The 21,143-nt window shown below is 58.9% G+C and carries 19 protein-coding genes; 14 read left to right on the forward strand and 5 right to left on the reverse strand.

Annotation, left to right across the window (positions count from 1 at the left end):
- The first annotated feature begins 218 nt into the window (after nucleotides 1-218).
- A complete protein-coding gene (locus F550_RS17465; protein WP_018148387.1) occupies nucleotides 219-2,078 on the forward strand; it encodes an ABC transporter ATP-binding protein in 1,860 nt (619 codons plus the stop codon).
- A gap of 26 nt (nucleotides 2,079-2,104) precedes the next feature.
- On the opposite strand, the gene F550_RS0109860 is transcribed toward F550_RS17465, so the two are convergent.
- Nucleotides 2,105-4,474: an EAL domain-containing protein gene (locus F550_RS0109860; protein ID WP_018148388.1), complete on the reverse strand. Its 2,370-nt coding sequence runs from the start codon at nucleotides 4,472-4,474 to the stop codon at nucleotides 2,105-2,107.
- Between the two features lie 120 nt (nucleotides 4,475-4,594).
- A complete protein-coding gene (gene kdsA, locus F550_RS0109865) occupies nucleotides 4,595-5,452 on the reverse strand; it encodes a 3-deoxy-8-phosphooctulonate synthase (RefSeq protein WP_018148389.1) in 858 nt (285 codons plus the stop codon).
- 138 nt (nucleotides 5,453-5,590) lie between these two features.
- Between kdsA and F550_RS0109870 the strand changes: the two genes are divergently transcribed.
- The 3 genes from F550_RS0109870 to F550_RS18555 all read left to right on the forward strand — a co-directional run bounded on the left by F550_RS0109870 (nucleotide 5,591) and on the right by F550_RS18555 (nucleotide 8,855).
- Nucleotides 5,591-6,805 (forward strand): threonine ammonia-lyase, encoded by a 1,215-nt coding sequence (locus F550_RS0109870; RefSeq protein WP_018148390.1) that lies wholly within the window; start codon nucleotides 5,591-5,593, stop codon nucleotides 6,803-6,805.
- Between the two features lie 96 nt (nucleotides 6,806-6,901).
- The gene (locus tag F550_RS0109875) at nucleotides 6,902-7,765 is read left to right on the forward strand and encodes an FKBP-type peptidyl-prolyl cis-trans isomerase (RefSeq protein WP_018148391.1); all 864 of its coding nucleotides are present in this window, start codon (nucleotides 6,902-6,904) and stop codon (nucleotides 7,763-7,765) included.
- A 43-nt stretch (nucleotides 7,766-7,808) separates the two neighbouring features.
- Nucleotides 7,809-8,855: an FKBP-type peptidyl-prolyl cis-trans isomerase gene (locus tag F550_RS18555; protein ID WP_018148392.1), complete on the forward strand. Its 1,047-nt coding sequence runs from the start codon at nucleotides 7,809-7,811 to the stop codon at nucleotides 8,853-8,855.
- A gap of 72 nt (nucleotides 8,856-8,927) precedes the next feature.
- Here F550_RS18555 and F550_RS17475 read toward each other — a convergent pair whose 3' ends face one another.
- A complete protein-coding gene (locus F550_RS17475; protein WP_018148393.1) occupies nucleotides 8,928-9,956 on the reverse strand; it encodes a mannose-1-phosphate guanylyltransferase in 1,029 nt (342 codons plus the stop codon).
- Nucleotides 9,957-10,057: 101 nt separating this feature from the next.
- On the opposite strand from F550_RS17475, the gene rfbC reads away from it, so the two are divergent.
- Complete coding sequence (gene rfbC / locus F550_RS0109890; protein ID WP_018148394.1) at nucleotides 10,058-10,630, forward strand: dTDP-4-dehydrorhamnose 3,5-epimerase; 573 nt, start codon at nucleotides 10,058-10,060, stop codon at nucleotides 10,628-10,630.
- Complete coding sequence (rfbD, locus tag F550_RS17480) at nucleotides 10,627-11,499, forward strand: dTDP-4-dehydrorhamnose reductase (RefSeq protein WP_018148395.1); 873 nt, start codon at nucleotides 10,627-10,629, stop codon at nucleotides 11,497-11,499. Before rfbC ends, rfbD begins: the two co-directional genes overlap by 4 nt.
- Before the next feature lie 15 nt (nucleotides 11,500-11,514).
- On the opposite strand, the gene rfbA is transcribed toward rfbD, so the two are convergent.
- Nucleotides 11,515-12,387 (reverse strand): glucose-1-phosphate thymidylyltransferase RfbA, encoded by an 873-nt coding sequence (gene rfbA / locus F550_RS0109900; RefSeq protein ID WP_018148396.1) that lies wholly within the window; start codon nucleotides 12,385-12,387, stop codon nucleotides 11,515-11,517.
- A 149-nt stretch (nucleotides 12,388-12,536) separates the two neighbouring features.
- On the opposite strand from rfbA, the gene rfbB reads away from it, so the two are divergent.
- The 4 genes from rfbB (at nucleotide 12,537) to fcl (ending at nucleotide 16,892) form a co-directional block, all read left to right on the forward strand.
- On the forward strand, nucleotides 12,537-13,553 hold the full coding sequence (gene rfbB / locus F550_RS0109905) for a dTDP-glucose 4,6-dehydratase (RefSeq protein ID WP_018148397.1): 1,017 nt from the start codon (nucleotides 12,537-12,539) through the stop codon (nucleotides 13,551-13,553).
- A gap of 47 nt (nucleotides 13,554-13,600) precedes the next feature.
- Nucleotides 13,601-14,776: a sulfotransferase family 2 domain-containing protein gene (locus F550_RS0109910; protein ID WP_018148398.1), complete on the forward strand. Its 1,176-nt coding sequence runs from the start codon at nucleotides 13,601-13,603 to the stop codon at nucleotides 14,774-14,776.
- A gap of 110 nt (nucleotides 14,777-14,886) precedes the next feature.
- Nucleotides 14,887-15,957, forward strand: coding sequence for a GDP-mannose 4,6-dehydratase (gmd, locus tag F550_RS0109915; RefSeq protein WP_018148399.1), 1,071 nt, complete (start codon nucleotides 14,887-14,889; stop codon nucleotides 15,955-15,957).
- Between the two features lie 2 nt (nucleotides 15,958-15,959).
- Nucleotides 15,960-16,892 carry a GDP-L-fucose synthase gene (gene fcl / locus F550_RS0109920; protein ID WP_018148400.1) on the forward strand — a complete coding sequence of 311 codons (933 nt, stop codon included), beginning with the start codon at nucleotides 15,960-15,962 and terminating at the stop codon, nucleotides 16,890-16,892.
- A 61-nt stretch (nucleotides 16,893-16,953) separates the two neighbouring features.
- On the opposite strand, the gene F550_RS0109925 is transcribed toward fcl, so the two are convergent.
- On the reverse strand, nucleotides 16,954-17,958 hold the full coding sequence (locus F550_RS0109925) for a phytanoyl-CoA dioxygenase family protein (RefSeq protein ID WP_018148401.1): 1,005 nt from the start codon (nucleotides 17,956-17,958) through the stop codon (nucleotides 16,954-16,956).
- Nucleotides 17,959-18,097: 139 nt separating this feature from the next.
- Here F550_RS0109925 and F550_RS0109930 point away from each other — a divergent pair, with 139 nt between their 5' ends.
- From F550_RS0109930 to F550_RS0109945, 4 genes are all read left to right on the forward strand, one after another.
- Nucleotides 18,098-18,793, forward strand: a complete 696-nt coding sequence (locus F550_RS0109930; RefSeq protein WP_018148402.1) for an FkbM family methyltransferase — start codon at nucleotides 18,098-18,100, stop codon at nucleotides 18,791-18,793.
- Nucleotides 18,794-18,955: 162 nt separating this feature from the next.
- On the forward strand, nucleotides 18,956-19,618 hold the full coding sequence (locus tag F550_RS0109935) for an FkbM family methyltransferase (RefSeq protein WP_018148403.1): 663 nt from the start codon (nucleotides 18,956-18,958) through the stop codon (nucleotides 19,616-19,618).
- Between the two features lie 155 nt (nucleotides 19,619-19,773).
- Nucleotides 19,774-20,889 carry a glycosyltransferase family 2 protein gene (locus F550_RS18560; RefSeq protein WP_018148404.1) on the forward strand — a complete coding sequence of 372 codons (1,116 nt, stop codon included), beginning with the start codon at nucleotides 19,774-19,776 and terminating at the stop codon, nucleotides 20,887-20,889.
- 21 nt (nucleotides 20,890-20,910) lie between these two features.
- Nucleotides 20,911-21,108: a hypothetical protein gene (locus tag F550_RS0109945; RefSeq protein ID WP_018148405.1), complete on the forward strand. Its 198-nt coding sequence runs from the start codon at nucleotides 20,911-20,913 to the stop codon at nucleotides 21,106-21,108.
- Nucleotides 21,109-21,143 lie beyond the last annotated feature (35 nt).

The following is a 21,143-nucleotide window of genomic DNA, read 5'->3' on the forward strand; positions in this document are numbered from 1 at the left end:
CGGTCTCTCCCGGAGGCTTTTTTGTGAACAATTCCCGGCAACTCGTAGGACGGAGAGGCGGCCTGGCGCAAGCTCAAGTCTCGCGTCAAACTGACCATGAGGCGTACCGGGCGCCGCCGATCGGGGGCAGAACTGGTGCAGCCTGTTGACTTGGACCGGCCTGTCGGGCCCGTTAATCGCAAAGGCCTTGCAGCCGCGACAAGGGATATGAGCCAAGCGTGACCGACCCCATTCTTTCCGTCCGAGACCTCAAGATCGATTTCGATACGCCGGACGGCACCGTCCATGCCGTGAAAGGCACGACGTTCGATGTCGCGGCTGGCGAATGTCTTGGAATTGTCGGCGAGTCCGGATCTGGCAAGAGCCAGTCTGCCCTCGCCGCGATGGGGCTCATCGCGGAGAATGGCATGGTCTCGGGCTCGATCCGTTTTCAGGGCACGGAACTCGTCGGTGCGAAAACAAGCACGCTGCGCAAGATACGCGGCGCGCAGATGTCCATGATCTTCCAGGACCCGCTGACCTCCCTGACGCCTCACCTCACCGTAGGGGCGCAGATGCGCGAAGTGCTGGCGCTGCACAAGAATATGAAGGGCGCCGAAGCCACCAAGCGCTGCGTCGACTGGCTGGAACAGGTGCGCATCCCCGAAGCCCGCCGCCGGCTCGACCAATTCCCTCATGAGCTGTCCGGCGGCATGCGCCAGCGCGTCATGGTCGCCATTGCCATGCTCTGCAATCCGAAGCTTCTACTGGCCGATGAGCCGACCACCGCGCTGGACGTGACCGTGCAGGCACAGGTTCTGGACCTGATGTACGACCTCAAGAAGGACACCGGCACGGGCATTGTTCTGATCACCCACGATATGGGCGTCGTCGCCCGCATGTGTGACCGTGTCATCGTCATGCGCCACGGCGAGATCGTCGAGAGTGGCACCAGCGACGACATCTTCTATCGCCCGCAGCACGACTACACCAAGATGCTGCTCAACGCCGTGCCGCGCATCGACCAGCCAAACCGCGAAGGCCGCCCACAGCTTGGCGCACCTCCAGCCGAGGCAGCCTCAGAGCCGATCGTGAAAGCGCGCGATCTGAAGGTCCAGTTTCCCGTCAATGTCGATGGGGGGCTCTTCGGACGCACAAAGATGCTGAAAGCCGTCGACGGGGTCTCGTTCGACCTCCGCGCCGGTGAGACGCTTGGCGTTGTTGGCGAGTCCGGCTGCGGCAAGTCTACCCTCGCCCGCGCCGTCCTGAAACTGGTGCCGCAATCTGCCGGCACTGTCGCCTGGATGGGCCGCGACATCACTCAGGCTGGCCGCAAGGAGATGAATGCCCTGCGCGAAGACCTCCAGATCGTCTTCCAGGACCCGCTCGCCTCGCTCGACCCGCGCATGACAATCGGCCAGTCCATCGCCGAGCCGCTGACCGTCCACAAGCCGCATATGTCGAAGGCAGAGCGCGAAAAGATGGTTCGGGAGTTCCTGCCGCGCGTCGATCTCGACCCCCACCTCATCAACCGATACCCGCATGAACTTTCAGGCGGTCAGAACCAGCGCGTCGGCATTGCCCGCGCCATGATCCTGCGGCCCAAGCTCCTCATCTGCGACGAAGCGGTCTCCGCGCTCGACGTGTCGGTACAGGCGCAGGTCGTCGACCTGCTCATCGATCTCCAGAAGGAGTTCGGCCTCGCCATGATCTTCATTAGCCATGACCTCTCCGTCGTGCGCGAGATCAGTCACCGCGTCATGGTGCTCTATCTTGGCAAGGTGGTCGAAGTCGCGGGCCGCACCGCCATTTACGAAGACGCCCGCCACCCATACACAAAAGCGCTGATCTCGGCCGTGCCGACCCCGGACCCGGAGTTCGAGCGCGGCAAGGAACGCATCAAGCTGCGCGGCGACCTGCCCTCACCGCTCGATAGCCGCGCGCCGCTGCGCTTCATGAAGTCGGTGTTGATCGATAATTCCGATGCCGAGCAGTATGACCCAAAGCTGATCGAGGTCGCCCCCGGCCATCTCGTGGCAGAGCATGATCCCTTCGAAAGCGTCGAAGGTCTCTACGCGAAGAAGACAGCCGCGGCTTGATGGCCGACGTCGCCTGAGTGACGTGGTCAGGCGGCGCCACGCTCCTTGTCCTTGATCGGCAAGATCGGCAGAGGTGCGGGCATCGGAAGAGGCCGGCTGAACAGGAAGCCCTGAAACTCGTGACATTTCGCTTCCAGCAAGCGAAGCGCCTGAGCTTCTGTCTCGACACCTTCAGCGACAACCGGGATCGACAGGCTATGCCCAAGGCGCAGGATCGCGTCGACAATGGCGAACGACTTGGCATCGTCTTCCATGGCCAGCACGAATGACTTGTCTATCTTGATCCTGTCGAAAGGCAGCTGCTGGACAAAACGCATCGACGAGTAGCCCGTGCCGAAATCATCGAGCGCAATCTGGACGCCGAGCTTCTTGAACTTCTCCAGCAGGTTTGCCGCGACCTGCACATTGTGAATGATAGCTGTCTCGGTGATCTCGAGCTCAAGCCGGTTCGGTGCAAGCCCAGACTGGCGCAGCGCTTCGCGCACGTCTCCGTAAAGTTTGGGATCGAGGAACTGGCGAGCCGACAGGTTGACGGAAACGCTCAGATGGTCTTCCCAGCGCGCAGCCTCCTGGCAGGCTTCACGGATGCACCAGCGGCCGATATCGTTCACCACCATGCTCTGTTCTGCGATGTCGATAAAGTCATTGGGCATGACAAGCCCATGGCCCGGCCGCTCCCAGCGGATCAGCGCTTCATAGGACAGCACCTTGCGCGTCATGGCGCAGACCTTCGGCTGGTAGTGAAGCACAAACTCTTCGTTCTCTACCGCGCGTGAAAGTGCGACTTCAACGTCGCGGCGCGCTTCGTAGCGCTCGTGAAGCTCCTTGTCGTAAAGGCGGGCATTGCCACGCCCATCCGACTTTGCCGCATAAAGCGCGCGGTCAGCAGCTTTCATCAACTCACTGATGTCCGTGGCGTCCTTCTCGATCAAAAAAGCGCCGGCGCTGGCACCGCAACGGATTGCAATCTCGCCAAGCTGCACTGGCAATCCGAGCGCACGTACACACTCGGCTGCAAATTCCGACACCCTGTCGACGGGCACGTTGGGACCGGTCAGCAAAGCGAACTCATCACCGCCAAGGCGCGCAGCCATGCCGCCCTCCGGCGTAAGCGCTACCAGTCGGCGAGCTGTCTCGACGATAACGCTATCACCAGCGTCGTGGCCAAACTGATCGTTTACATCCTTGAACTCATCGAGGTCGAAAAGGATTACGGCCGTGTGCTCACCGGCATTCTTCGCAAAGCTGGCAGCCAGCTTCCGCTGGAAGGCTTCACGGTTTGCGAGACCGCTCAGCTGATCATTGAAGGCCAGTGTACGAATTTCAGCTTCCCGGCGTATGCGCTCCCTCAAATCCTTGACGGCGAAGATAATGGCGCCTTCGTCTTCCGCTGTGAGGTGGCTCATACGGACCTCAATCGGGATTGAGACACCATCGGAATTTGTAATCGTCGACCCCAGAAAGCTCGCCCCTTCCGCAGGCTGGCTTGACAGGCCGATAAGCGGCAGCGCGGTCTGTCCCAACAGGACTCTTCGCTCTGCACCAAGCAGTTTTTCTGCTGCCTGGTTGACCTCGACAACCTCGCCCTTCGCGTTCGCGATGATAATGCCCTCAGAGGCTGAATCTGCCAGCATCGAAATCCGCCGGTTCTCCCGGGCGCGCAGACTATAAATTTTCTTGTCGAAGCCAGCGGCAAGCAAAGCCGCAGACAGGATCAGGACAACACCGCCGACGATGCTTTTCGCCACATCGCCAGTCGTCAGAACCCATGAGACGTCCTCAAGTCCGCGCAGCGGATATACTGTCATCGCTGTCATACCGACAAAGTGGACGGACGCGACCGCAAGCAGGGTGAACACGACACCGAGAATGTTGCGCCATTTCTTCTTTGTGCTGAGACCAAGTGTATATGTGAGCACAAAGAATGCCGCACTGACCAGAACCGCAGCCGCGACGTACGATGGATCATATTCCATTAACGCCGACGCCTTGAGCGAACTCTGGCCATAAAAGTGCATGATCGCCAGCGTACTGGTCGCCATGATGGCGCATAGTCCACGGCGCAACGGGCCAAATCCACTGATCAATATCTGCGATGTTGCCACAAAGCCGGTGACTGCGATGCCCGCAGAAACCACGGTTACAAGCCCGTCAAAGGCAATCTCGAAGCCAGGCTGATAGCCAAGCATGGCGACAAAATGCGTGCCCCAGACACCAAGTCCGGCTACCACACCAGAGGCGCAAGCCCAAAGGCGCCGGGTTGTCTCGCTCTCACTTTCCATCCCGCGATGAAAGACGATCAGCGCGCAGACAGAGCCGAGCGTGCAAACGAAAACCGCTATCGCAACATAGAGAAGCGCGTGGGCGTCCTGGAGACAGGAAAGAACACGGTACATTTAGTCACCCAACACTTACGCTGCCGGTTGGGCTAATTGAAGAGTCCTAACTTACCGTGCATGTTCCATAGACTATTCAAAATACCCTATAAAGACAGTGTCTCAGCTCTGCGGCGGCTATCAGCCCGCCACGATCTCATGGATCGATTTAAGTCTCGCCAGAAGTGGCTCCGCAGCGTCGAGCTCCAGGCAGCTTGGCCCATCGCAAAGCGCCTTGTCGGGCTCTTCATGAAACTCGAGGAACACCCCGTCAGCACCCGCCGCAACGGCCGACTGGGCGATGATCGACACGCCCTCGCGCCGTCCACCCGTCGACCCGCCAGAGGTGCGCGGATCAGCGCCCGGCAGCTGGACCGCATGGGTCGCGTCTATCGTCACCGGCACATTGAGCGCCTTCATCGTCGGGATGCCCAGCATGTCGACGACAAGGTTGTTGTAACCAAAGCTCGCCCCCCGCTCACAGAGGATCGTCGGATTGCGCTTGTCGCCGGTCACCTCGCCAACTTTTGAGACGATGTTCCGGCAGTCCCACGGCGCGAGGAATTGCGCTTTCTTCACATGCAGCCATCCACCGCGCGCAAGCACGGCTTCGGCGCCGGCAACAACAAGGTCGGTCTGGCGGCAGAGAAAGGCCGGCACCTGAATGATCTCGGCAATCTCGGCCACAGGCGCGGCCTGTTCAGGCGTATGATAGTCGGTGATAACAGGCGCATCGAAGGCGGCCTTTACGTCAGACAGGATGCGCAGGCCCTCGTCGAGGCCAGGGCCGCGATAGGAGTTGATCGAGGACCGGTTTGCCTTGTCGAAACTTGCCTTGAAGACATAGGGAAGTGCCAGACTCTCACACACCGACTTGAGGCGCTCGCAGATGCGCATGGCAAGGTCGCGGTCCTCCAGAACGTTCATGCCCGCCATAACGACTAGCGGATGGCCAGTGCCGATCGTGATGTCGTGGCCGGTCAGGGTAAGATTTTTCATGGCGGCGCTCCTCGCTCTCGCTGAGGTCGCGCTTAAACAAAGGGGAATTTGCAGGCAAGTAAACACAGCCGCTTTGCCCGCTTGCCCTGCCACAGTCCCGCCCATAGGTTCGCCGCGTTTGATACCGGACAAAAAGCCATGAGCGATAAACTGCCGATCAGCCTTGAAGATGTCAGAGACGCCGCACGCGTGCTCGAAGGACAGATCGAGCGCACACCTATGCGCCTGTCGAAAACCCTGAGCGCCATCACGGGCGCCGAGATCTGGGTGAAGTTCGAGAACCAGCAGTTTACCGCCTCCTTCAAGGAGCGCGGCGCGCTCAACAAGCTGGTGCGCCTCAGCGACGCCGAAAAACAGGCCGGCGTCATCGCAGCGTCGGCTGGCAATCATGCGCAGGGCGTTGCCTATCATGGCCGCCGCCTTGGCATTCCCGTCACGATCACGATGCCGATCACGACACCCTTCAACAAGGTCCAGCACACGCGCGACTTCGGGGCCCGCGTCCTCCTCGAAGGCCAGACTTTCGATGAAGCGAAAGCCTATGCCGAAACGGTACGCCAGCGCGAGGGCCTGACCTGGATACACCCATTTGATGATCCGCTCATCATGGCCGGACAGGGCACCGCAGCGCTCGAAATGCTGGAAGACGGTCCAGACTTCGACGTTCTCGTCGTCCCGATCGGCGGCGGCGGCCTCATCTCTGGCATGGCAACTGTCGCCAAGGCGCTGAAACCTGGCATCAAGATCATTGGCGTTCAGGCCGCGATGTATCCCAGCATGCACGCCATCATGGAAGGGCGCGAAGCCAAGACAGGCGGCGCCTCGATCGCAGAGGGCATCTCAGTAAAAGTGCCGGGAAATCTGACCCGGCAGGTTGTAAAAGCCCTCGTCGATGAAATCCTGCTGGTTGAGGAAGCCCATATCGAGCGGGCGATCACCCTCTTTGCAGACGTGGAAAAGACGATTGCGGAGGGCGCGGGCGCTGCCGGTCTCGCCGCGCTTCTGGCTCACCCCGAAAAGTTCGCTGGCCGCAAGGTCGGGCTGATCCTCTGCGGCGGCAACATCGATACGCGGCTTCTGGCATCCGTCCTGACGCGGGCGCTCGTGCGCGAGAAACGCCTCGCTCGGATCCGGATCATCGGTGATGACCGTCCCGGCCTGCTGGCGCTGGTGTCCAAGATCATTGGCGACAATGGCGCCAATATCATGGAAGTCGCGCATAACAGGATCGCGCTCGATGTGCCTGCCAAGGGCGCCGAATTCGATATCCTGATGGAAACACGCGACGCCCAGCACACCCAGGACATCATCGATGCGCTGGACCGCGCCGGATATCCGCCGCGTCAGAATTGACGCGCCGCGCGCAAAGGCGCAGGTGACAGACAGACCAGGCTTGCCTTAAGCTCCTCTGACCAAACGGATAAACACCCCGTCACGGAGATCGACACTATGCTGAAACATCTCTCCGGCCTCCTTTGCGCCGTCGCCCTGACGGCCTGCAACGCGCAGGACCAGAGCTTCGACGAGTTCTTCCCCTGGAACCCAGAGGCGGAGAACGTCCAGGAGACAGAGAGCGGGCTTCAATATGTCGTCGTCAACGAAGGTCCCGAAGACGGCGCCTCGCCCAAAATCGATTCCACCGTGCAGGTTTTCTATGAAGGCCGGCTGACGGACGGTACAACGTTCGATGGCAATTTCGACGAAGGCCGCCCGGCAATTTTCGGTGTCGGACAGGTCATACCTGGCTGGACGCAAGGCCTGCAGCTCATGTCGGAAGGCGATGAATACGTTTTCTACATCCCCTCAGAGCTCGCCTATGGCCAGACACCCCGCCCGGGCGGCATCATCAAGCCAGGCGATGATCTCATCTTCCGCGTTCTGCTGGAACGGGTTTTCACCCCCAAGCCTGCCGATGATGAGGCGTGGAACACCTATACTCCATGGGATGGGTCCAATCCCGAGGTCCAGTCGACCGAGTCCGGGCTTCAATACGTGGTTCTGGAAAGCGGCGCCGAAAACGGGATCAGCCCAAATCCGGATGATACGGTGGTCGTGCTCTATGAAGGCCGCTTTGCCGAAGACGGCGAGGTTTTCGACAGCGCCTATCAGCGCGGGGAGCCGGTCATGTTCCAGGCGAACGGGGTCATTCCCGGCTGGCAGGAAGCTCTTTCGCTCATGAAACCGGGCGACCGCTGGCTAATCCATGTTCCCTCGGATATTGGTTATGGAGAGCGTGGATACCCTGGGGCCATCCCGCCAAATGCAGACCTCAATTTCGAGGTGGAGTTGATAGACGTTCTGCCAACGGAATAATTCTTGCTTGGCACATCGTGTAAAAGTCTTTGAGGGGGTCGCGATGGCTCATCCGAAACGCGAGCACGGGCAGCTCGGCAAGTTTCTAGCTGGATTGGCAGCATCTGCCGTCTTTTTGTCGGCCTGCCAGACGCCAGCGCCTGCGTCCCAGAACGACACAGGTCTGGAGCAGATGGCCAGATCACCTGCCGACCTTGATGCCAAACGTCAGGCAAAGGCAAACGCGCCATGTCCTGAATATGGGCGTGGGTCGGGGTCTTTCGAACCGCCTTTCCCCACCAGCTGCGCAAGTCTTCAGACTTCAGAAAGCGGCCTTCGCTGGATAGAGATCGCAGCCGGCCCGGAAGACCGCGAGTCTCCGCTTGATGGCGCGACGGTCATCGTTGCCTATGAGGGCTATCTGGAATCAACCGGCGCCAAGTTCGACAGTTCTTATGATCGAGGCGAAGCGGCCGTCTTTGTGATCGACCAGGTCATCGCTGGCTGGACCGAAATCCTCAAAGAAATGACGCCGGGCGACGAATGGCTGGTCTATATCCCAGCTGGGCTCGCCTATGGCGGGGCCTCGCCAAGCGCGGCCATCCCGGCAAACTCGGACCTTGTCTTCAAGATCCGTCTCGATGGTTTCCTCAACGCGGAAGAAGTTGCAGGCCTGCCGCCGCCAGCCGGTGTCTCGCCAGCCCTCTGGAATGATTTCCTGCCCTGGGACCGCAACCGCGAAGGCATTCAGCGCGAAATATCAGGCCTCACCTATTTCGAGATTGAGGATGGCGGCGACACGAACGTCAATCCGCGTGCCGATGACCTCGTCGCCATCGACTACGAAGCCCGCATCGCGGACACGGGCGCTCTGGTCGCCTCGACCTGGGGTCGCCAGACACCGCTCGTCGTTCGCGCGGGCGACCTCATTCCAGGATTTGCCCAACTGCTCAGCCTGATGGAACAGGGCGATGTCTTCATAGGACACCTGCCCCCGCCGCTCGCCTATGGCGACGCCGGTCTCGACGATGTCGTCGCGCCCGGGTCAGACCTTGTCTATGTGGTCAATCTGATTGCCATCAATCCAGAAATCTCGGACCCTGACGAATAGGCCACAAAGACGGCACGAAACAAGAAAAGGCGGTCTCTGACGGACGGCCTTTTTCGGATCGGGCGGTGAGGCTTATTTCCTGGCCAGCGCCTTCACCGACTGCACCGTTTCCATATCGCAGACCAGCGTCTCCCCGCCAGCCGCCACAATGACGGTGCCCACGCGGCCAGCGACCGAAATCGATGTGTCGGAGGCGCGGATATAGCAGTTGCGGCAATCAATGGCCCTGACGTCGCCGATCAGGACGTTGCCATTCTCATCCTTGGGCGAACGCTCCCAGAGGGCAAGGAAATCGCCGATGTCGCTCCACCCCATATCAACCGGCACAACTTTCAGCGCGTTGTGGTGCTCGATAATGGCATAGTCGATGGATTCAGAACGGCACGCATCGAAGGCGGCCGCGTCAAAGGTCGGCGCAGCGCCGTTTTCGCCAGACGGCATCGCCGCGCTGACCGCTTCAAGAATGTCCGGCGCATGCGCCCGGAACGCTTCCAGCATATCGCCTGCGCGGAACAGGAAGATGCCTGCATTCCAGAAGAAGTTGCCGGACGCGACATAGGACTTCGCTGTCTCCAGGTCAGGCTTCTCGACAAAGCGGACGACATCAATGACGTGGCCGGACTTATCGGACGCTTCGATATAGCCATATCCGGTGGCCGGCGAGGCGGCGATGATGCCGAATGTCACGACCGATCCGTCGGCGGCAGCCTCTGCCCCGGCTGCGATCGCCTTGTGGAAGGCATCGACGTCGGCAATATCGTGATCTGCTGGCAGGATAAGGACTAGCTCATCAGCCTCGGCAGCGAGCGCCGCCGCAGCCACCGGCGCGGCAGAATTCTTTCCCGTCGGCTCAAGCAGGATATCGGCCTTCCCGGCGAGGCCAGTAATCAGCTCGCCATGGCGCTCGGACCCGATCACCATCGGACGGCCGAATGTGAGATTGCTGAACGGGCTCTTGAGCACGCGGCCCAGCGTCACCTCAAGCATGGTCGCGTCGCCGAGCAGGTTCAGAAACTGCTTTGGATGGGACGGCGTCGACAGCGGCCAGAGGCGCGTGCCGCTGCCTCCACAAAGGACAACCGGCTTGATTGATGTGGCCATGAAACGCTTCCCCGCAAAAAACTCTGACTGCCTTTAGAATCCCCGGCGGGAAGATTGCAACCAGCCATTGACCTATCACACGGCTAAGGCAATCAAGCGCCATGCCAATCGAGTCTGTTGAAACCTTTGCAATTCCCGGTCCAGCCCTCCTGACGCTTAAGCGCTCGGGCGACGAACGCGGCTGGTTCTGCGAGACATGGAATGCGCGCGACTGGGCTGATGCCGGACTGCCAGAAGAACGGTGGGTGCAGGACAATCACGCCTTCTCTGCCGCGCCCGGCACAACGCGCGGCCTGCACTTTCAGGCGCCGCCGCGCGCGCAGGCAAAGCTGATACAGGTGCTGAGGGGCAGGATCTTTGACGCCATGGTCGACATCCGGAACGGATCGCCCACTTACGGCAAAAGCGTCAGCGTCAAACTAGGCGCGGATCACCCCCAGCTCCTCTATGTCCCGGCAGGCTTCGCGCATGGCTACCAGACGCTCGCGGCCGATACGTTGGTGATGTACAAGGTGACCGACCATTACGCGCCCGAGGCCGAAGGCGGCCTTCTCTGGAGTGACCCGGCGCTCTCCATCAATTGGCCAAGCTCTGAGGATGTGGTCATGACCGGGCGTGATTCGGTCTGGCCGGACATCGCTTCGCTTCAGTCCCCGTTTTCATACGCATCATGATCGAGGCGGGCCGCATCCTCGTTGCGGGCGGCGCAGGCCGCCTCGGTAGCGCACTCGCCAGACTTGGCGGCAATGCGCCGGGCCGCGACCAGCTGGACATCACGGATGCATCAAAAATCACCGCCGCAATCGAGCAATCCGCGCCATCCGCTGTCATCAACGCGGCTGCCTACACGAATGTAGACGGCGCCGAGACCGAATCCGATCTTGCCAACCGGATAAACGCCTATGGCGCGGGCACGCTGGCGAGACTCTGCGCCGTTGCGGGCATTCCGCTCCTCCACGTCTCCACCGACATGGTGTTCAGTGAAGGCGACCCCGAACTGCCGATCTCGGAGACAGCACGTCCAGCACCAAATTCGGTTTACGGCGAGAGCAAACTGGAAGGCGAAATGCAGGTCCGCGCTGCAGGCGGTCGCCATTGCATTACCCGCGTCAGCTGGCTCTTTTCCGATGAGGGCGAGAGTTTTATCTCGAAAATTCTCGCGGTGGGCGCAAAGCGGGGCCAGCTGGATCTGGTCGATGACGAATATGGCCGGCCAACCCATGTCGACCCGCTCGCGGCCCATCTCGTTCAGCTCGCGCAGATGCTTGCAGACGGCACGGCCGTTCCTGGCCTGCTCCATCTTGGCCCGGCAGACCCTGTGAGCCGGTATGGGTGGGCAAAGGAAATCTTCTCGGTAGCGGAGAAAGCAGGCGGACCGTCGCCAGAGCTAAAGCCCGTGCCCGGCAGTCATTTTCCAACGCCAGCCGCCCGAGCGCGCGGTGTCATTCTCGATGTGAATCAGGCGGACGCTTTGCTCGGCCCAATGCCCGCGTGGCACCCCTTCAGCGAGACTGTTGTCCATAAGCTGCTGGAACGAGGGTAGACGCCGAGGCCCAACCTATTGGGTCTGGGTCAAAAGCCTGCGCAGATAAGCCCCGTACTCGGACTTTCCGTAATGACCGACATTCTGCTCCAGCTGGTCCGGCGTTATGAAGCCGCGCCGCAGCGCAATCTCTTCGGGACAGCAGATCTTCATGCCCTGGCGCTTCTCGATGGCGGCGACATACTGGCTGGCCTCAAGCAGGCTGTCTGGCGTGCCGGTGTCGAGCCAGGCAAAACCGCGCCCAAGCGGCTGCACCGATAGCTTGCCTTCATCCATATAGGTTCTGTTGAGATCCGTGATTTCCAGCTCGCCGCGCGGCGATGGGGTCAGGGATCTGGCGCGCTCGCACGCGGTCCCATCATAAAAGTAGAGCCCGGTCACAGCATGATTGGATCGCGGCTTCTGCGGCTTCTCTTCGATCGAAACGGCCCGTCCATCACTGCCAAACTCCACAACGCCATAGCGCTCTGGGTCGCTGACCGGATAGGAATAGACCAATGCGCCGTCCGTGAGTGTTGCCGCATCCAGAAGGATACGCCCAAGCCCGCCGCCGTAAAAAATGTTGTCCCCAAGTATGAGGGCGCACGGGTCAGAGCCGATGACCTCCTCGGCAATCACGAACGCTTGCGCGATGCCTTCTGGTTCCTGCTGGACCAGATAGGTAAAAGACACGCCGAACCGGCTTCCATCGCCTAGCAGCCGCTCGAAGATCTCGCGGTCATGCGGCGTGGTAATGATGACGATGTCGCGGATACCCGCCAGCATCAGCACGCTGATCGGGTAGAAAATCATCGGCTTGTCGAAAACAGGCAATAGCTGTTTCGACGCGGCCATTGTCATCGGATAAAGCCGGGACCCGGTACCGCCGGCGAGGACTATGCCTTTCATTCGGGGCTCCCTGAAACTCTTCTGGATTCCGGCCTCTATGGCCCTCAACGCTTTCATCAGTCTATGACAGCGGGCTTAATTCATCGTCAAGCTGGCGTCAGCGGTGCCATTTGGGTATCAGGCGATCACCTCATTATGACAGGCGTAGTATGAAATTTCTGGTCACAGGCGGCGCGGGCTTTATTGGATCGGCGGTTTGCAGGCATCTGGTCGGCGACCTTGGCCATCACGTCGTCAACTTGGACAAGCTCACCTATGCAGCCAACCTCGGATCGCTGAAGCCGATCGACAGCGCCGAAACCTACACCTTTGTCAAAGGCGATATCTGCGATGAAGAGCTCGTCTACAGCCTCCTGAAGGACCATGAGATCGACGCCGTCATTCACTTGGCCGCTGAGAGCCATGTCGACCGCTCGATCACCGGTCCGGACACATTCATCCAGACCAATATCGTTGGCACCTGCGCCATGCTTCAGGCCAGCCGGCGTTATTGGGAAAACGATCTCGGCCAGTCAGAAGACTTCCGGTTCCTGCACGTCTCGACCGATGAGGTGTATGGCGACCTTCCGCTCGACGAAGGCATCTTCACTGAGAGCTCGCGTTACGAGCCCAGTTCCCCCTATGCCGCGTCGAAAGCGTCTTCAGACCATCTGGCCCGCGCCTGGGGGCGCACTTATGGATTGCCGGTCATCGTTACCAACTGCTCGAATAATTTCGGCCCCTATCACTTCCCGGAAAAGCTGATCCCGCTCGTTATCCTTAATGCGCTCGCGATGAAGCCGCTGCCCGTCTACGGAAAGGGCGAGAATGTGCGTGACTGGCTCTATGTGGAAGATCATGCACGCGCGCTGGCAACGGCTGCGATGCGCGGCACGCCCGGCGAAACCTACAATATCGGCAGCAACTCCGAACGCACCAATCTAGGCGTCGTCGAAGCGATCTGCGACCTGCTGGACGAACGAAGGCCTCACAATAAATCCCGGCGTGACCTCATCGAGTTCGTTACCGACCGGCCAGGCCATGATCTTCGCTATGCAATCGATGCCACAAAGATCCGGGAAGAGCTCGCCTGGACCCCCTCCGTCTCATTCGAGGAAGGGCTCGCCCAGACAATAGACTGGTACATCGACAATGAATGGTGGTGGAAACCGCTACTCAGCCGGTAGTATATTGCTTCACCTCTAACCTTTTTCTCAGATTGGGTTGCGCGCGCTTGGCCTACTTTTTCTACCACATCCCGAAAACCGCAGGCACCAGCGCGAAACGCGTGCTCGAGCAATGGTTCACCCTGGCGACAGACGCATCCCTTGAGGCTGGCAAGTTACCAGCAGATGTCGCGCCCGATGATCTCTGCATAACCGGACATTTCGGCGGCAAGCTTGTCGCCAATAATGTCTCGCTGATCGTGCGGCACCCGGCCGTTCCCAAAAATCCGGCTGCGAAGGTCATCACTTTTGTGCGCGATCCCGTAGAGCAGCTCATCTCTTACTATTATCATCAGCGCGCGGACGGGAAGACATCTGCATCGCTCATCGAGTTTGCAAAACGACCATTTGAGTTTCGTCTTTCAGAAGCTCTCCAAATCTCCAGTATCGCCGATATAGAGCCAAGGCTCTCGAGTTTCTTCTTCGTCGGATTGTCCGATGACCTTCAAGGCTCAATGGACGTCCTCGCCGACAAACTAGCCAAGCCGCGTATTGATGTCCCGCGCAGCCGGGTCGGCAAACGAGACGGGCAAGTCCAAACGCTGGCACCGCACGATCTGGCAGCCATCGAGGAAATGTTTGAGCTCGACCGCCATATTTACCAGCGTGTTCAGGACGCCATGCGAGGCGAAAAGCCGCTCATCTGGAACGGCGAACGTCAATTCGCCGATCTGGTGGACACACGGTCTGCCACTGGAGACACGAAGTTAGCGGGCGCTGACGGCGATCGTACGGCCAAGATCGAAACATTTGAAATTTGTGCAGCCGGTCGGCGGGTTGAAGCGCCGGTCGACTGCGACACGGCGCTCACACTCGAATTGAAATTCACTGTTCATGATGAAACGAAACGCGTGCAGCCCGCTTTCAAGGTTTTCTGGAACAAGCAGACAGCATTCACGGTCGCCTATACGCACGATGAACGCGACCTTGGGTTCGCCAGGGGCACGCATCTGGTATCGGCAACGATCCCGCCGAATCTTCTCAATCTGGGTCGGTATGAATTCGAAGCATCGCTGAATGATCCCTATCCGGTCCAGCGCTGGGATTTGACCTCAGAGCTTGTATCTGTGGAGGTCGCCGCGCCTGCTGACGCCAGGGCGACCGCCGCCGGCGACTGGCAATCGCCTTTTCCGGGCCCTGTGCGCCCTCTACTGACCTGGAAAAAGCACACAAACCCGGAATAAAAGCGGACTTTGTGGGCGAAGCTGTTGAGCGTCCCTTAGCCCTTCGCTAATGGAAGTTTAGCCAAGGGGACGATCTTGGACCCAAAAAGAGTAATTCACGGGACTGATTCATGACATCGAAGAATAAAACGGCGCTGGTAACCGGCGTGACCGGACAGGACGGCGCCTACCTCGTCGAGCTTCTGCTTGAGAAGGGTTACACTGTTCATGGCGTGAAGCGTCGGTCGTCTTCGTTCAATACGGGCCGGATCGAGCACCTTTACCAGGACCCGCATGTCGATGACCCGCGCCTGATCCTGCACTATGGCGACATGACCGATTCCACGAACCTCATCCGGATCGTGCAGGAATCCCAGCCTGACGAGATCTATAACCTCGCCGCCCAAAGCCACGTTCAGGTGTCTTTCGAGACCCCGGAATACACCGCGAATGCCGACGCCGTTGGCGCGCTTCGCCTGCTCGAAGCGATCCGCATTCTTGGCCTCGAGAAAAAGACCCGTTTCTATCAAGCGTCTACGTCAGAGCTTTACGGCCTCGTTCAGGAAGTGCCGCAGAGCGAGACCACGCCTTTCTATCCGCGCAGCCCGTATGCCGCCGCAAAGCTCTACGCTTACTGGATCGTCGTGAACTACCGCGAGGCCTATGGCATGCACGCCTCCAACGGCATCCTCTTCAACCATGAGAGCCCCCTGCGCGGCGAAACCTTCGTGACCCGCAAGATCACGCGCGCCGCGGCCGCCATCAAGCTTGGCCGCCAGGAAAAACTCTTCCTCGGCAATCTCGACGCCCAGCGTGACTGGGGCCATGCGCGTGAATATGTCCGCGGCATGTGGCTGATGATGCAGCAGGACGAGGCCGACGATTACGTGCTCGCCACCGGTGAGACGACCCATGTCCGCCAGTTCGTCGAGTGGGCCTTCGAAGATGTCGGCATCAAGCTCGAATGGAAGGGCAAGGGCGTCGACGAAAAGGGCTATTGCGCCGAAACCGGCAAATGCCTCATCGAGGTGGACCCGCGCTATTTCCGACCGACCGAGGTCGAGCTCCTGCTCGGCGATCCGGCCAAGGCGAAGAAGGTACTCGGCTGGAGCCATGAAACCTCGCCGCGCGACCTTGCCCGCGAGATGGTCCAGTCGGATCTCCAAGTGATGCAGAAAGACCCCATCTGGAAGGGCGCCTGAGCATGTTTGACCTCTCTGGAAAGCGGGTCTGGGTTGCCGGCCATCGCGGGATGGTGGGCTCGGCAACCGTGCGCCGTCTGGAGCAGGAAAATTGCGAGGTCATCATCGCTGGCCGCGACAAGGCAAATTTCATCCGTCAGGAGGAGACCGAAAAGCTGCTGGCCGAGATGAAGCCGGACGCCATTGTCGTGGCAGCCGCCAAGGTCGGCGGCATTCTCGCCAATGACACCTATCCGGCAGATTTTCTCTACGACAACCTCATGATCGAGGCGAACATCATCAATGCGGCCCACAAACAGGATGTGAACCGCATCCTGTTTCTTGGCTCCAGTTGCATCTACCCGAAGTTCGCCGACCAGCCGATCGTCGAGGAGAGCCTGCTGACCGGTCCGCTCGAGCCGACGAATGAGTGGTATGCAATTGCCAAGATTGCCGGCATCAAGCTCGCCCAGGCCTATCGCAGGCAGTATGAGCGCGACTATATCTCGGCCATGCCGACCAATCTCTACGGCCCCGGCGACAATTTTGACCTCAAATCCAGCCACGTCCTGCCAGCCCTCATCCGCAAGGCGCATGAGGCCAAGAAGGACGGCGCAAGCCAGATCGAGATCTGGGGCACAGGCACGCCGCGGCGCGAATTCCTGCATTGCGATGACTGCGCCGACGCGCTCGTCTTCCTGCTGAAAAACTATTCCGGCTATGAGCACGTCAATGTCGGCTCTGGCACCGATGTGACCATCCTTGAGCTTATGGAAATGGTGGCCGATGTGGTCGGTTTCAAAGGCGAGATCGTGCGGGACGAAAGCAAGCCTGACGGGACACCCCGCAAGCTGATGTCTGCGGCACGCCTGCGCGATATGGGCTGGGAGCCGTCCATCAGCCTCCGCGACGGGATTGCGTCGACCTATCAATGGTATCTCGACAACGTCGCATAAAAAACGGCGCCTCCGGCGCCGTTTTTCTATTCAATTCCTGCAAATAACGTCGCCAGACGGCTTATCCAGACTTTGGGTGCGCGAGCAGTGCGTCCATGAACTCATCCGGGTTCTCGATCTTGATGTTCTCGGTCCGGCAGCGTTCTGGCTCATGGTCGCCCGGCCAGAGCTTCGAGCCGAGATGCGTGGGCATGTTGTATTCCATGCAGAGCAACAGACGCTTTCTTTCGCCCGGCCGGCCACCGCCATGCAGGCAGCGACATGTATCGGCAAAAACAGCTGTTCCGGCTGGCCCATGATACTCGTTGATCAGCCCCTCATCGAGAACGGCATCGTCCTGACGGTCCAGAATGAAGTCCGGCCGCTCGAAAAGGAATTCGCATTCCTTGGCTGGCGCCGCCATGAACGGACCCGATGTCTCATCGACATCGGTCAGGTAAAGGAAAATCTTCAGCTGCGAGCGATCCTCAGGGTCGAAATGAAGCCGCTGAGAGGACTTGCGATGAAACTCCTTGTTCTGGGCCAGCGTCACGCCGAACCCGGTCATGATTGGCAGCATGCCGAAGTACCGAATGACAGGTGCCAGGAGAAGCGGGCTGGTTGCGAGCTTGAAGAGCGAACTGTCGGCCCCGAACGGCTTTCCTGCAGAGCCCACATATTGAAGGCTATCCTTGGATGGAAGCTCTTTGCCTGAGGCGATCACCTCATTGTACTTGCCCATCGCCTCGGCAATCACTTCCTGAACCAGCGGATGTTCGCTGAGATTGATCGAGATGTTGGCGACATCCTTTGGAACGTCGAAATCGCGCGTTTCGGGCGCCAGCTCTTTTTCTTCCAGATAGCGCCGCCCAAGCATCCGGCGCCGCGCGATGTCGTCTGCCTTCAGATAGCTCGCGAGCTCCTGATACTGCTTGCGCTGCTTCATGCTGCCTTGCGTGATAACGAAAGACCGCTCGAACATTGCAGCAGAGCGCGAGACAGCCATGAACTGCTCGGCTTTCTTACGCCAGAAATCGCGCTCCCCCAGGAGCTTGTCGACATTCACTTCCGGTTTCACGTCCAACATGATTAAAGTCCCTGCCTCAATTTTGCCTAAAAATGCCTCTCGCAATAAACATGTCAACTACGTAACAGTAGCTATAGGTTGCTCTGTTACGATATTTGCGGCTAGACGACCCGCACTCGTGTTTCTCCAAAGGCCCCCCATGTCGCTTGAAAATTCAGCGCGCATCACAGATGCGTTCACCCGGATCGCCCACAAAAACATTCCCGCGGGAAGCTTCATTAATATCGGGTCCGGGCGCGGGGATGATCTCAATTTTTTCAAGAACTTCTGGCCGAAGATGCGCACCCTCCTCATCGACATGGACCCACGTTTTGTCGACGGCTGGAAACGCTTGGCAAAAGAGTTTCCGGGGACGGAGCACATCGTCTGCGGTGCCGCGGCCGAAGATGGGGAAGGCCAGTTCGAGAAGTCGAATGATGTCGGCGGCGCAATTTCAAAGGCGCCGAAAGGCGCTGACGCTCATACGGTTCAACTGCGAAGTGTCGACTCCCTGGTTAAGGAGTTTGCCCTTCCGCCCCCCTATTTCCTTAAATTCGACACCCATGGCGTTGAACTTGAAATTCTCGAAGGCGCAAAGGAAACCCTGGCGCAAACCAGTCTCATCATGACAGAGGCCTATAATTTCAAGCTCGATTTCGTTGACGGCAAGAACCTCACCTTCGACGAGATGTGCCAGCATATGCGGACACTTGGTTTTAGATGTGTCGACCTTTGCGAGCCGCTCTACAGGCCGGGCGATCTTGCCCTGTGGCAGGTTCATCTGATCTTCATTCGCGATGACCACAGAGCCTTCCTCAGCAACTCCTACCTTTGGGATACCAAGAAGAAGATCTGAACATTCAGGAATGTGGACAGAACTAGAGGGCGGCCAGGACCCGATATGTCGATAATGAGCAAAGCGATTGCCAGACTTCGAAAAAGGCTCCGCCCCGTCAAGGCGCTATACCGGCGGCTGACTAGCCAGCCTGATCAAACACCAACCAGACCTCCGCCACCCGTGTCGGAGCGCATTACGGATGCACTCGCCCGACTGAGAGAGCGTAATCTCGAAATTGGCTCGTTCATCAATATCGGCTCCGGACGAGGCGACGACCTTGAGTTCTTCCGCCGCCTATGGCCCCAGATGCAGACCTTGCTGATCGATATGGATCCTCGATTTGTCGAGGGCTGGAAAGACCTGGCCAGACAGTATCCCGGCACCAAGTATATTGTCGCTGGAGCAGCCGCAGAAAATGGAGAAGGGCATTTCAGCAAGTCGAACGATGTCGGAGGGGCCATCTCCAGATCCCCGCACGCTGAGAACTCCCATTCCACGCCTTTGCGCAAGGTCGATACCCTCGTCGATCACTTCAATCTTCCCGGGCCATATTTCATGAAGTTCGACACTCACGGCGTCGAACTGGACATCTTCAAGGGTGCCCACGAAACGCTGCAAGACACGCAGCTCATCATCATCGAGGCATACAATTTCAAACTGGAGTTTGTGGACCGCAATAATCTGACCTTTGATGAGATGTGTCTCTACATGCGCGAACATGGATTCAGGTGCGTGGACTTTTGCGAACCGCTTTACCGGCCCGGCGACCTGACACTCTGGCAAATCCATCTGGTCTTCATTCGCGACGATCATCCGGTTTTCCAGAAGAATAGTTACGCGTGAACATAAGGCTGTCCCGCCGGACTGGGTCTCAGTTAGCCGCAGAATAACCAGATCTATTCTGGATAGGAATCAGTGTTGTTTGGCAGCACGAACGGTTCCGTTTGTACGTCCAAGAAGATATGTGGAATGCTTCCAAGCACGCCGGGAGGCCCGAAATGGGACTGGTCAGCAAACTTATCGACAAGGCCCGCGACTGGCTGACCCCCGCGCTGGCGACGGGTGAAGCGCCAGATGAGGGGCCAGCGTGCCCGGACGAGCTGGCAGCGCCGACGCTCAGTCCTGAAGCACAGGCATTTCTCCCCGATCTACCCAAAAATCCGGTCCGCCCAGGCAAGCAGCTCCAGGGATCGCCTCTCGAGCGCAATAAGTGTCTCGATACGCGCCCCGAAGTCAGCGTCGTCCTCGGCACGTTAAATCGCCGCAAATTGCTTGAAAAATGCATTGCCTCCGTCCGCGAGGAACTTGAAGGCATCCAAGGTGAAATTATCGTTATTGATGGCGGCTCCGAAGACCGCACCTCCGAATGGCTGGTAAAGCAAAAAGACCTCATCACCATTCTTCAGCATAATCGGTACAAAAAGGGCCGGACCTCCATGCGCCGGCGCAGCTGGGGCGGCTTCATGAATATGGGCTTCCGCGCGGCATCGGCCGATTACATCCTGATGATCTCGGATGATTGCTTGCTCATGCCTGGCGCGATCAGCAATGGCATTCGACGGATCGAAGCGGCGAAAGCGGCCGGCGTACCAGTCGGTGCATGCGCATTCTATTTCCGGGACTGGCCGAAGGAAGATCGCTACTACGTTCAGCGCACAATAGGCGGCAATCTGATGCTCAATCACGGCATCTATACGCGTGAGGCGCTGGAGGCCGTAAACTTCGCGAATGAAGACGACTATGTGTTTTACAAATCGGACACCGACCTGTCGCTGAAGATATGGAGAGCGGGATTTTCAATAATAGACTCACCTGAATCCATATGTGAGCACTATGTCGGGATCGAGGAAGAATTGCGGGCCGGGAATACCGCTCTCATGGAATACGATCGCGCTCAGATGCGGCAGTTCTGGCCCGAACTCGTGAAACGGGAAGCTGTCGCAAAAATGGGCAAAGTCTACCTTGACCAGGCCCCCGGTTCCGAAGCCGACAAGGCGTGGGGTCGCCTCTACCGACAGGAAGAGCGCACCCTGAAATCTTCGAGAAAATCCGCCCCCAAGAAGCAGAAGACCATGTCGGGAACGGGTAGCATACAGAAGTCGTCGACCGATTAGAGACGAGATAAAGCTGGCAACATGGTCTTCACCAGCTATGACCGTGCTTCGGCATCCGGCTGGAAAGAGCTGGGGCAACGGGGGAATAACAAAATGGCGAAAGTTAACTCGACCGCCAGCAAGACTCCGCTGAAGTTTCTTATTCCGTATGCCGCCAGCAAAAACGTCGCGGCAAACCTCAGCCAGGCCGTGCGCGACCGCTCAATTTTGCCTAAGTAATACTGGCGCCAGATATCATTGCTAAAGTAGAAAAA

Origin of the sequence: Henriciella marina DSM 19595, assembly GCF_000376805.1 — a bacterium.
Lineage (GTDB): Bacteria > Pseudomonadota > Alphaproteobacteria > Caulobacterales > Hyphomonadaceae > Henriciella > Henriciella marina.